The sequence below is a fragment of the Proteus vulgaris genome (assembly GCF_023100685.1).
Taxonomy (GTDB): domain Bacteria; phylum Pseudomonadota; class Gammaproteobacteria; order Enterobacterales; family Enterobacteriaceae; genus Proteus.
Genome location: NZ_CP090064.1, coordinates 1,134,383 through 1,146,076 on the forward strand (window position 1 = coordinate 1,134,383; position 11,694 = coordinate 1,146,076).

Annotated in this window: 10 protein-coding genes and 7 tRNA genes; 1 reads left to right on the forward strand and 16 read right to left on the reverse strand. The window is 40.5% G+C overall.

From position 1 onward, the window contains the following. Positions 1-60 precede the first annotated feature (60 nt). From ybeY to miaB, 3 genes are read right to left on the reverse strand one after another with little or no spacing between them, the layout of a single operon-like run. Positions 61-528: an rRNA maturation RNase YbeY gene (gene ybeY, locus LW139_RS05375; protein WP_075671597.1), complete on the reverse strand. Its 468-nt coding sequence runs from the start codon at positions 526-528 to the stop codon at positions 61-63. Beyond that, positions 521-1,582 (reverse strand): PhoH family protein, encoded by a 1,062-nt coding sequence (locus LW139_RS05380; RefSeq protein WP_247850724.1) that lies wholly within the window; start codon positions 1,580-1,582, stop codon positions 521-523. Before LW139_RS05380 ends, ybeY begins: the two co-directional genes overlap by 8 nt. A gap of 28 nt (positions 1,583-1,610) precedes the next feature. Further along, on the reverse strand, positions 1,611-3,041 hold the full coding sequence (miaB, locus tag LW139_RS05385) for a tRNA (N6-isopentenyl adenosine(37)-C2)-methylthiotransferase MiaB (protein ID WP_166540953.1): 1,431 nt from the start codon (positions 3,039-3,041) through the stop codon (positions 1,611-1,613). Between the two features lie 205 nt (positions 3,042-3,246). Between miaB and ubiF the strand changes: the two genes are divergently transcribed. Continuing rightward, on the forward strand, positions 3,247-4,434 hold the full coding sequence (gene ubiF, locus LW139_RS05390; RefSeq protein WP_247850725.1) for a 3-demethoxyubiquinol 3-hydroxylase: 1,188 nt from the start codon (positions 3,247-3,249) through the stop codon (positions 4,432-4,434). A 53-nt stretch (positions 4,435-4,487) separates the two neighbouring features. Here ubiF and fghA read toward each other — a convergent pair whose 3' ends face one another. The 13 genes from fghA to nagB all read right to left on the reverse strand — a co-directional run bounded on the left by fghA (position 4,488) and on the right by nagB (position 11,471). Continuing rightward, positions 4,488-5,318, reverse strand: a complete 831-nt coding sequence (fghA, locus tag LW139_RS05395) for an S-formylglutathione hydrolase (RefSeq protein ID WP_227336558.1) — start codon at positions 5,316-5,318, stop codon at positions 4,488-4,490. A gap of 54 nt (positions 5,319-5,372) precedes the next feature. After that, a complete protein-coding gene (locus LW139_RS05400; protein WP_109409529.1) occupies positions 5,373-6,485 on the reverse strand; it encodes an S-(hydroxymethyl)glutathione dehydrogenase/class III alcohol dehydrogenase in 1,113 nt (370 codons plus the stop codon). 21 nt (positions 6,486-6,506) lie between these two features. After that, complete coding sequence (locus tag LW139_RS05405) at positions 6,507-6,782, reverse strand: metal-sensing transcriptional repressor (protein WP_166540956.1); 276 nt, start codon at positions 6,780-6,782, stop codon at positions 6,507-6,509. Positions 6,783-7,020: 238 nt separating this feature from the next. After that, positions 7,021-7,105 (reverse strand) — tRNA-Leu (locus LW139_RS05410). Positions 7,106-7,155: 50 nt separating this feature from the next. Then, positions 7,156-7,230, reverse strand: a tRNA-Gln gene (locus LW139_RS05415). A gap of 5 nt (positions 7,231-7,235) precedes the next feature. Continuing rightward, positions 7,236-7,312, reverse strand: a tRNA-Met gene (locus tag LW139_RS05420). A gap of 20 nt (positions 7,313-7,332) precedes the next feature. Further along, positions 7,333-7,407 (reverse strand) — tRNA-Gln (locus tag LW139_RS05425). Positions 7,408-7,448: 41 nt separating this feature from the next. Beyond that, a tRNA-Gln gene (locus tag LW139_RS05430) sits at positions 7,449-7,523 on the reverse strand. A gap of 27 nt (positions 7,524-7,550) precedes the next feature. Then, positions 7,551-7,635: transfer RNA gene (locus tag LW139_RS05435), tRNA-Leu, on the reverse strand. An 8-nt stretch (positions 7,636-7,643) separates the two neighbouring features. Continuing rightward, positions 7,644-7,720 (reverse strand) — tRNA-Met (locus tag LW139_RS05440). Positions 7,721-8,132: 412 nt separating this feature from the next. Then, the gene (gene nagC / locus LW139_RS05445; protein WP_166540957.1) at positions 8,133-9,365 is read right to left on the reverse strand and encodes a DNA-binding transcriptional regulator NagC; all 1,233 of its coding nucleotides are present in this window, start codon (positions 9,363-9,365) and stop codon (positions 8,133-8,135) included. 9 nt (positions 9,366-9,374) lie between these two features. Further along, the gene (gene nagA, locus LW139_RS05450) at positions 9,375-10,538 is read right to left on the reverse strand and encodes an N-acetylglucosamine-6-phosphate deacetylase (protein ID WP_109409531.1); all 1,164 of its coding nucleotides are present in this window, start codon (positions 10,536-10,538) and stop codon (positions 9,375-9,377) included. Positions 10,539-10,664: 126 nt separating this feature from the next. Then, positions 10,665-11,471 (reverse strand): glucosamine-6-phosphate deaminase, encoded by an 807-nt coding sequence (gene nagB / locus LW139_RS05455; protein ID WP_109409532.1) that lies wholly within the window; start codon positions 11,469-11,471, stop codon positions 10,665-10,667. Positions 11,472-11,694 lie beyond the last annotated feature (223 nt).

Consider the following 11,694-nt stretch of genomic DNA (forward strand, 5'->3'; position numbering starts at 1 on the left):
TATTTTTCCTCATTGAATGGTTAATTAGATATAGTATTTATCATAAAAATAAGAGAACTGTTACTCTTTTTCAATTAAATAGGGATCTGCATAACCTAAATTTTGTAAGATTTCTGTCTCTAAACCTTCCATTTCTTCGGCTTCATCATCTTCAATATGATCATAACCTAAAAGATGCAGACAACCATGAATAACCATGTGTGCCCAATGTTCTTCGACGGTCTTACTCTGTTCAACGGCTTCTTTTTCTACCACTTGTCGGCAAATAATCAAATCACCTAATAGAGGCAGTTCAATTTCAGGTGGTGCTTCAAAAGGAAAAGAAAGCACGTTAGTGGGTCTATCTTTACCGCGATAAGTGAGATTCAGTTCATGACTTTCTGCTTCATCCACAATGCGAATAGTCACTTCACTTACAGGTTGAAACTGCGGTAATACCGCTTCCAACCATGTCATAAACTGGGCTTCAGTAGGAAGCCCTTGTGTATTTTCACTAGCTACTTGTAAATCAAGGATAACTTCACTCATGATTTTCTCTCTGAAGCTTCTCTTTTTCTGCTTTGATAGCTTGGCGACGTTTTTGATCTTCCGTTTCCCAAGCTTCATAGGCGATAACAATTTTGGCAACCACAGGGTGGCGAACAACGTCTTCACTGTGGAAAAAGTTAAAACTTAAGTCATTCACATCGGATAAAACTTCGATGGCATGACGTAAGCCTGATTTATTGCCTCTTGGCAGGTCAATTTGGGTAATATCCCCAGTAACAACCGCTTTAGAATTAAAGCCAATACGCGTTAAGAACATTTTCATCTGTTCGATGGTGGTGTTTTGGCTTTCATCAAGAATAATAAAGGCATCATTGAGTGTACGCCCACGCATATAAGCGAGAGGAGCGACTTCAATGACATTACGCTCTATTAGTTTCTCAACTTTTTCAAAACCTAACATCTCAAATAACGCATCATAAAGTGGTCGTAAATAGGGATCGACTTTTTGACTTAAATCGCCCGGTAAAAAGCCCAGTTTTTCACCGGCTTCAACCGCAGGGCGTGTTAATAAAATACGACGCACTTCTTGACGTTCAAGAGCATCAACAGCGGCAGCAACAGCCAGATAAGTTTTCCCTGTACCGGCAGGCCCAATACCAAAAGTAATATCATGGGTTTGAATATTGGCAATATATTGTGCCTGATTCGGTGTACGAGGTTTTATCACACCTCGCTTAGTTCGAATATTGGTCGATTTCCCAAATTCAGGAACATGCTCATCACTTTGCTCAAGCACACGGCTTTCTTTGATTGCAAGGTGAATTTGTTCAGGGTCGATATCGGGGATCACGCCTTTAATTGGCGAGGTTTCCACATACAGGCGACGTAAAATTCCTGCTGCTGCATTGACACATAATGATTTACCCGTGAGTTTAAAACGGTTATCACGATGATTAATCTCGATACCTAAACGGCGCTCAAGTTGCTTAATATTATCGTCAAATGGACCACATAGGCTCATTAAACGGGCATTTTCAGCTGGCTCTAAGAAAATTTCTTGGGTCGCTACTTGTGCATGTGCTATTACTGTCACTGATTATCCTTTTGTTAAATCTGATTAATTAAGGTTGGTAAACACCTACCCCTAATTCATCTTCTTTACGAGTACGTGCAATGACGGATTCTGGTGATTCATGGATACGTAAATCCATTTGATCTTCCGTTCTAACCACTTTACCACGTAGGGAGTTGGCATAAACGTCCACAATCTCAACATCAACGAACTTACCAATCATATCCGGTGTACCTTCAAAGTTAACCACTCGGTTATTTTCAGTACGACCAGAAAGCTCCATCACATTTTTACGTGAAGGGCCTTCAACAAGAATACGTTGCACACTGTTTAGCATCGCTCGGCTAAAGTTCATGGCTTGTTGATTGATACGTTGTTGTAGCAGATATAAACGCTGTTTCTTTTCATCTTCACTAACGTCATCAGGTAAGTCAGCGGCTGGCGTACCGGGACGAGCGGAATAGATGAAACTAAAGCTCATATCAAAATTAACATCTGCAATTAATTGCATCGTTTTTTCAAAGTCGTCTTGTGTTTCACCTGGGAAACCGATGATAAAGTCTGAGCTTATCAGAATACCAGGACGCGCTTTGCGTAATTTGCGAATGATGCTCTTATATTCAAGTGCCGTATGGTTACGCTTCATTAATGTTAGAATGCGGTCAGAACCACTTTGCACTGGTAAGTGTAAATAGCTGACTAATTCTGGTGTATCTTCATAAACTGCAACAATATCGTCAGTAAATTCGATAGGGTGGCTAGTAGTAAAGCGAACGCGGTCAATACCATCAATTGCTGCCACTAAGCGAATTAATTCAGCAAAGCTACAGATTTGACCATCAAAAGTGGCGCCACGATAGGCATTAACGTTTTGACCTAACAGGTTTACTTCGCGCACACCTTGTGCAGCTAATTGAGCAATTTCAAATAGCACATCATCACAAGGACGGCTAACTTCTTCACCGCGAGTGTAAGGAACTACGCAGAAAGAGCAGTATTTGTTACAGCCTTCCATGATAGAAACAAAAGCGGAAGGGCCATCAGCACGAGGCTCTGGCAGACGGTCAAATTTTTCGATTTCAGGGAAGCTGATATCGACAACTGGGCTTTTAGTACCTTTAACCTGGTTAATCATTTCAGGTAAGCGGTGTAAGGTTTGTGGTCCGAAGATAATATCGACACACTGCGCACGTTGACGAATGTATTCACCTTCTTGAGAGGCAACACAACCGCCAACGCCAATGATAATATCGGGTTTATTATCTTTAAAATATTTCCAACGTCCTAACTGATGAAAGACTTTTTCTTGTGCTTTCTCACGGATAGAACAGGTATTTAGCAGTAGAATGTCCGCATCTTCGGCGACATCGGTTAACTGATAACCGTGGGTGCTTTCGAGTAGGTCTGCCATTTTGGATGAATCGTACTCATTCATCTGACAGCCCCAAGTTTTAATGTACAGTTTTTTTATCGTCGACATTGTGTAAATCCGGTATTTTCAGTGAGACAATAGCTAATCACTGGAAAACGTTGCGTGTAATAAGCCAATAAGGCGGTTATTGTAGTCATTTGTGTGGTCAGTGACTAGAGTAAGTCGGCGCTAATTCTTTATGGCGTTTAGTTTAATCAAAATAAACAGAAACAGCGCTTACCTATTATTTAAAGTAATGAGTTATGACATAACAATGATGAGTAATGTAAAAAACGATTTTGATGCAATCATCGCGGGTGGCGGGATGATTGGCGCTGCTGTTGCAATTGGGCTGGCGCAAGAAGGATTGCGTGTCGCAATGATTGAACGACAGTCTCCAGCACCTTTTGATGCGTCATCTCATCCTGATATCCGTATTTCTGCGATTAGCTGTGCGTCCGTTAGTCTATTAAAACAACTAGGTGCATGGCAACATGTTTTGGCTATGCGTTCTGCGCCTTATCTCACTCTTGAAACATGGGAAGAAGAAAACGCTCATGTTGTTTTTGATGCAAAAAGCTTAGGATTGCCCGAATTGGGGTATATGGTTGAAAACCGTATTTTGCAATTAGCGCTTTGGCAAGAAGCTGAACGTTATAGCAATATCACTTTATTATGCCCAAACAGTCTAAGTAAAATGATCTATTTAGATGATAAATGGAAGGTAACACTTTCTGATGGCAGTGAAGTGACCACAAATTTAGTGGTGGGTGCCGATGGTGCGAATTCTCAAGTACGCCAATTTGCAGGTATTGGTAGCAATGGCTGGCAATATCGCCAATCTTGTATGTTGATTACAGTAAAAACAGAATTACCACCAGAAAAGGGAACATGGCAACGTTTTTACCCTTCTGGGCCTCGTGCTTATTTACCGCTTTTTGATAATTGGGCTTGTTTGGTTTGGTATGACTCACCTGATCGAATTAGAAAACTGCAAAACATGTCGATGATGCAGTTAGAAAAAGAAATTCAACATGCTTTTCCTGAGCGATTAGGTAAAGCGACACCTATTGCAGCCGGTTCATTCCCATTAACGCGTCAACATGCAAGCCGTTATGTTGATAAAGGGATTATTTTGTTGGGAGATGCGGCTCATACCATCAATCCTTTAGCGGGGCAGGGCGTCAATTTAGGTTACCGTGATGTGGATTGTTTCTTAGACTTAGTGGCTGATGCCAAAAAACATTTTGAACCTTGGGATTCAATGGCGTTATTGAAGAAATATCAGCGTCGACGTATGCCTGATAACTTAGTGATGCAAGCGGGAATGGATGTTTTTTATCACGCCTTTAGTCACCAATTACCGGGATTAAAAGTTGTTAGAAATATCGGTCTTTTAGTAGCTCAACATGCAGGTAAGGCTAAAGAAGCGGCGCTACGTTATGCATTAGGCATTAAGTGATTTAAGTAATAAAGTAATGCGATGTTCTCCCTAAAGAGATCATCGCATTATCGCTAAGCGTTTAAGTGCTTTGCATGAAAGGCAATATGTTCGCCAATAAAACTTGCCACAAAATAGTAACTGTGATCGTACCCTTGATGTAAATTCAATTGATAAGGGAACTGTTTTTTGTCACAAACTTGCGCATATAATTCAGGTTTAAGCTGTTCTTGATAGAACGGATCATCAAGCCCGACATCAACACGCATAGGTAATACACTTTCTGCTTGGTTAATTAATTCAACCGCATCATATTGTTTCCACTGTGCCACATCATTCCCTAAATAGGCGCTAAACGCCTTTTTACCCCAAGGAACAATAGAGGGTGACACTATAGGAGAAAATGCCGACACGCTGCGATAGCGGGCTGAATTTCGTAAGGCAATCGTTAAGGCGCCATGTCCTCCCATTGAATGTCCGCTAATTGCGCGTTTATCCGTGACAGGAAAGTGTGTTTCAATCAGTGTCGGTAGCTCATCAACAATATAGTCATACATCTTGTAATGTTCATTCCAAGGCGATTGGGTGGCATTAAGATAAAAGCCTGCACCTTGCCCTAGATCATAAGCACTATCATCAGCGACATTTTCACCACGAGGACTGGTATCTGGCACAACTAAAATAATGCTATGTTGTGCTGCAAATTGTTGAGCACCAGCTTTAGTAATAAAATTTTGTTCATTACAAGTTAAACCTGATAACCAATATAAAACAGGGTATTTTTGCCCTTCTTCCATCGGAGGAAGATAGATGGCAAATTTCATCTCACAACTTAACGCCTTTGATGTATGTTGATAAACTTCTTGCCAACCACCAAAACAGGCGTGACGTTCAATCCTTTCCATTTTGACTCCTTTAAAAAACAAAGACAAACCGATGAGACATAGGTTTGAGGATGATTAATCGAAATGAATAACAGTGCGGATTGATTTACCTTCGTGCATTAAATCAAAAGCTTCATTAATTTTTTCTAATGGCAGTTTATGGGTAACAAAAGGTTTAAGTTCGATATTACCTTTCATTGCATCTTCAACCATGCCGGGTAATTGACTACGGCCTTTTACACCACCAAAAGCAGTACCTTTCCACGAACGACCCGTCACTAATTGGAAAGGACGTGTTGAGATCTCTTGTCCTGCACCTGCCACACCAATGATGACAGATTGACCCCAACCACGATGCGCACTTTCTAATGCGGCTCTCATCACATTGACGTTTCCGATACATTCAAAAGTATGATCAACACCCCATTGGGTCATTTCGACAAGGACTTGCTGGATAGGTTTATCGTAATCATTAGGATTTAGACAATCTGTCGCACCAAATTGACGTGCCAATGCAAATTTCTCAGGATTAGTATCAATGGCAAAAATACGGCCCGCTTTGGCTTGTCTTGCACCTTGCAGAACAGCAAGACCAATACCACCTAAACCAAAGACAGCGACTGAATCACCTTCTTGTACTTTTGCCGTATTGTGAACTGCACCAATACCTGTTGTTACACCACATCCTAATAAACAGACTTCTTCGTGATTAGCTTCAGGATTAATTTTTGCTAGTGAAACTTCAGCAACAACGCTGTATTCACTAAAGGTAGAACATCCCATGTAGTGATAAATAGGTTGTCCATTATAGGAAAAGCGTGTTGTTCCATCAGGCATTAAGCCTTTTCCTTGTGTTGCTCTGACTGCAACACATAAGTTTGTTTTGCCTGATTTACAAAATAGGCATTCACCGCATTCTGCTGTGTACAGGGGAATAACATGATCGCCAGGTTTTACGCTAGTGACGCCTTCACCTACTTCAACAACAACGCCTGCGCCTTCATGACCAAGAATTGCTGGGAAGACGCCTTCAGGATCATCACCTGAGAGCGTAAAGGCATCTGTATGGCAAACGCCTGTGTGGCTAATTTTTATGAGCACTTCGCCAGCTTTTGGTGGCATCACATCAACTTCAACAATTTTTAAAGGCTCTCCTGGTCCAAATGCGACCGCAGCACGAGATTTCATGGTGTATCCTTTTTTTTGTTATTAACGCAGGTAAGTGCGGATAAGTGAAATGGCATCATTAACGGAATTTTTTTGATCTTCAGGAGAAGCGACAGCATCCATTAGACCTTCACGTAAATGACTTTCGAGTACACCTGCCATTAGGCCATTGATAGCGCCCCGAATGGCAGCAATTTGTTGTAATACCTGACCGCATTCATTTTCATTTTCAAGAGCAGTTTCTAATGCAAGAAGTTGCCCTTTGATTTTTCTCACGCGAGTTAACGCGGCTTTTTTTTCTGCTGGTGAGTGTGGCATATATAATCCTTAAATATACTATAGGGGAGTATAGTATTTGAGTGAATATATGTACAGAGAGATCAAAAAGGCTTGGAAAAATAAAGATGGAATTAAAAAAATCGTTTTGAATGCAGGAAAGTAAAGAGAAGTACAAAGGGGGAAATTGTGTTTGGGGAAAATAGGATCGCAGAAACAAAAAAGACCCGCTATTGCGAGTCTTAATCGTTGATTTCGTGATAAACACGTTAATAATCAATGGTGCGGAAGGCGAGACTTGAACTCGCACACCTTGCGGCGCCAGAACCTAAATCTGGTGCGTCTACCAATTTCGCCACTCCCGCAACAACTTGGAGAAAAAAAGACTCGCTTTGCGAGTCTCTCTTTCAAAATATGGCTGGGATACCAGGATTCGAACCTGGGAATGCCAGGATCAAAACCTGGTGCCTTACCGCTTGGCGATATCCCAAAAAATGGTGGCTATGACGGGATTCGAACCTGTGACCCCAACATTATGAGTGTTGTGCTCTAACCAGCTGAGCTACATAGCCATATTGAATCTAGCGAAAGATGGCTGGGATACCAGGATTCGAACCTGGGAATGCCAGGATCAAAACCTGGTGCCTTACCGCTTGGCGATATCCCATCCGCTAATTCAATTGTCAACACACTAATTTATCAGAAATATGGCTGGGATACCAGGATTCGAACCTGGGAATGCCAGGATCAAAACCTGGTGCCTTACCGCTTGGCGATATCCCAACTGATAAATTCTTGACGAGGTTAAAATGGTGCGGGAGGCGAGACTTGAACTCGCACACCTTGCGGCGCCAGAACCTAAATCTGGTGCGTCTACCAATTTCGCCACTCCCGCAAAAAAGATGGTGGCTATGACGGGATTCGAACCTGTGACCCCAACATTATGAGTGTTGTGCTCTAACCAGCTGAGCTACATAGCCATCTTTTTTTGCATAACCTTCGTCGGCGTTGCGGGGCGCATTATGCGTATTACAGACAAATCCGTCAACTGCTTTTTGCATTAATTTTCGAGAAACGTGTCCGTTTGCTCGATGGTTAATCATTTTGTCGAAAAAAGATCCAAAAAACAACCTTGTTGATAAAAAATATACTCAAAAATAAGAGAGTGTAAAGTGTGAATAAAAAGAAAAAACAAAGCAGTAAGAAGAGAGGAGATGAATAAACACTATTAAAATGTAGAGATAAAAAGGTATAAAAAAAGAAATGTAGTGAGAAAATCACGCAACATTTCTTTTTCTTAATCTATTACTGTTTGAAATTTAGACTCATTTTTCTATTTAACTAAGAAAAAGTATGTATTTAACTCAAAAAGTATAATTTATCAGCAATAACTTACTTTTCTAATAGCTGTTGAAGCAATTCTCCGTTAAGCATTGCTCGTTTAGTTAATGCAAAAGCCCCTATTGCAGAACGATGATCAAGCTCTGATGTGACTACAGGAAGCTCTTCTCTAAATTCTTTTAAGACTTGCGTATTAATACAACTTTGAATGGACGGTAGCAAAATTTCAGCAGCTTCGGTTAATTCACCCGCTAAGACAACTTTTTGTGGGTTAAATAAGTTAATTGCGATCGCAATGGCTTTACCCAAATGTAGGCCAACTTGTTTAATTGTTTCCACCGCTAATGGATCATTTTTAACTGCCGCATGACAGATATCTTGGATTTGACATTGTGTCGATGATAAATATTGACTTGGGTAGCCTTGCTCTAATTGATAGCGTACTTTGGCTTCAATTGCTGTATTGGATGCAATTGTTTCTAAACAGCCAAAATTACCACAATGACAACGCTCGCCTAGAGGGTCTATTTGAATATGGCCAATTTCCCCAAGGTTACCGCGCTGATTGAGGAGAATTTTATTATTAATAATAACCCCGGCACCCGCACCACGGTGAATCCGCACTAATAGCGAATCTTCACAATCTCTGGTAGCACCAAAATAGTTTTCAGCTAATGCGAGGCTTCGAATATCATGACCAGCATAACATGGAAGGCTAAAGCGTTTTTCAAGACTGTTTACTAAAGCCCAATTATCCACTTTCATATGAGGCATATAGCGAACAACGCCTTTATTGGGATCAACAAGGCCGGGTAAGATGACAGAAATTGAAATCAGCTCACGAATACGACGTTGATTTTGTTTAATAAAATCATCAATTGCATTAATAAGCAGAGCTTCAACTTCATTTTGTGTGCTCTGTTCTATGGGATAGTGTTGCTCAATAATGACCTTACCACTCAGATCATAGAGTGCGACAGTCGCATCATTGCGTCCTAGTCGCACACTGACGGTATTAAAATTACGGTGTTCAACAATGATGGAAATCGCACGGCGTCCACCTGTTGATGCTTGTTGGTCAACTTCTTTAATCAGTCCACGTTCAAGCAACTGACGAGTAATTTTAGTCACACTGGCAGGTGCTAGTTGGCTTTGTTCGGCTATTTGGATACGGGAAATGGGCCCGTGTTGATCAATCAGTCGATACACAATCGCACTGTTAAGTTGTTTAACAAGATCGATATTGCCAATTTGCGTTTCAGTGTTGTTATGACTCATCAGCATATACATCCATTAGTTATCAGTTATTTCAATACCATTGACAAATGTTGTGCAAAGGTTGAAGTCCTTGTCAAAAGAAGCGAGATTAGCAATTTTTCCTGCTTCAATTGTACCGAGTTCTTTTTCTATCCCAATCGCACGAGCGGGATAAAGTGTAGCCATTCGTAATGTTTCATCTAATGGAATACCTACATGAATCACGCTATTTTTAATCGCGCCAATCATGGTAAGTGATGATCCACTTAATGTGCCATCAGCATCGACACACAATCCATTACGATAATATATGGTTTTTCCTGCAAAAACGAAGCTATCCATCTCATTTTTATTAGGATCAAGCCCCGCAGGCGCAGTTGCATCTGTGACTAATAGTAATTTATCGCCTTTTAAACGTTTACTATTGCGAATATTAGCCCATGAAACATGCATACCATCAGCAATAATACCTGCATAAACCTCAGGTGTATCATAAATAGCGCCAACAAGGCCAGGGCCTCTGCCTGTAATATAAGGCATTGCATTATAAAGATGGGTCGATAATGAAATTCCATTACGGAATCCTTTACGAGCTTCTTCATAAGTCGAATTGGAATGGCCTGCCGAAACAATGATACCTGCTTTGATTAATTGACGAACATACTTTTCATCAACCATTTCTGGTGCAAGGGTGATTTTAGCGATGACATCAGCGTTATCGCACAAATAGCTAATCATCTGAGCACTTGGTTGACGAATAAATTGCGGATCATGTGTCCCTTTTTTAATCACATTGATGTAAGGGCCTTCTAAGTGTAATCCCAGTACTTTGTTTTCATGTTTTTTCATGTAGGCGCGAGTTGCTTCGATGCCTATCTTCATCAATTCATCAGAACAGGTAATTAGTGTTGGTAAATAACTGGTACAGCCTAAACGCTCATTTGCTTTTTGCATGATTTCTAGCGTTTCAACGGTGACATTTTCTGGTGTGTCATTAAATTGCACGCCACCACAACCATTAACTTGTAAATCGATAAAACCGGGAGAGACAATTGCACCTTTCATATCACGAACAGTGATATCTTTTGGCAGTTGATCCTGTGGGCAAACCTGCTCAATACGGGAGCCGTTAATAATAATGGCGTGATTTTCTAAACGGTCGTAACCTGTATAAATAACAGCATTTGTTAAGGCAAACATACCTTTGTCTCCTGATAAGGGAAGTCAATCTAAAAAAAGCCGATATCAGCCAGTAAATTCTGGCTGATAAGTAAGAGAGCTTAGCCTTTTCCACTACTTAATCAGTAGGTACTTATTTTACTAAACTTAGTCTTGGTATTTTTGACACTCTTGCGCTTCAATTTGTTGGAAATAACGCAATGTTTTAACTCGTAATTCCATTGTGGCAGGATCATCACACACTATAATTGCTTTTGGATGAAGCTGGACACAGGAAATTGTCCATAAATGGTTAACTGCACCTTCGGTGGCGGCATGCACAGCCTGCGCTTTATTAAAACCTGTTGCCAAAATCATTAATTCTTCAGCGTCTAATAATGTGCCTACACCGACAGTTAGTGCGTATTTAGGAACATGATTAACATTATTGTCGAAGAAACGTGAATTTGCTAAACGGGTGTCTTCGGTGAGCGTTTTCATACGAGTGCGTGAAGAGAGTGATGACGCAGGTTCATTAAATGCAATGTGACCGTCGTTACCTACACCGCCCATAAACAGATTGATTTTGCCATAAGACTTTATTTTAGCCTCATAACGTGCACATTCTGCTTGTGGATCTTCTGCGTTGCCGTTTAATAAATTGATATTTTCATCTTTAATATCAATATGATTAAAGAAGTTTTCATACATAAATGTACGATAACTTTGTGAATGATCTGATGGAATACCAACATATTCATCCATATTGAATGTCACAACGTGTTGAAAACTGACTTTTCCAGCACGGTGCAATTCAATTAACTCTTTATATGTCGCCAATGGCGTGCCACCAGTTGGTAAACCAAGCACGAAAGGGCGATCTGCGGTTGGATTAAATGCGTTGATCTTTTCAACGATGTAATTTGCAGACCACTTACCAACTTGTTTTGCCGTGGATAGGGGGATTAACCTCATAGTAACCTCTTAGAAAAAAGACAAATCTGATAATTCAGGAACATGTTATTTCATTGTGTGATTATCAGTGGCTCATCTATAACACGAATTTCTTTTCATTTTTAGTCGATGACTCAATTGTCCCGCCAAAAGATATTTTTAATCATAAAATAAGCTTTCTGACTTAGCCAGCATTTCAGCTAAAAAATATACGATATTGGTGACTTCAATCACAAATTATGAC

Bases quoted from the DNA above. Each gene is read 5' to 3' on its own strand.
- ybeY (WP_075671597.1), bottom strand. From the start codon at position 528: ATGAGTGAAGTTATCCTTGATTTACAAGTAGCTAGTGAAAATACACAA.
- LW139_RS05400 (WP_109409529.1), bottom strand. From the start codon at position 6,485: ATGAAATCTCGTGCTGCGGTCGCATTTGGACCAGGAGAGCCTTTAAAA.
- miaB (WP_166540953.1), bottom strand. From the start codon at position 3,041: ATGTCGACGATAAAAAAACTGTACATTAAAACTTGGGGCTGTCAGATG.
- nagA (WP_109409531.1), bottom strand. From the start codon at position 10,538: ATGTTTGCCTTAACAAATGCTGTTATTTATACAGGTTACGACCGTTTA.
- fghA (WP_227336558.1), bottom strand. From the start codon at position 5,318: ATGGAAAGGATTGAACGTCACGCCTGTTTTGGTGGTTGGCAAGAAGTT.
- LW139_RS05405 (WP_166540956.1), bottom strand. From the start codon at position 6,782: ATGCCACACTCACCAGCAGAAAAAAAAGCCGCGTTAACTCGCGTGAGA.
- nagC (WP_166540957.1), bottom strand. From the start codon at position 9,365: ATGCTGATGAGTCATAACAACACTGAAACGCAAATTGGCAATATCGAT.
- ubiF (WP_247850725.1), top strand. From the start codon at position 3,247: ATGATGAGTAATGTAAAAAACGATTTTGATGCAATCATCGCGGGTGGC.
- nagB (WP_109409532.1), bottom strand. From the start codon at position 11,471: ATGAGGTTAATCCCCCTATCCACGGCAAAACAAGTTGGTAAGTGGTCT.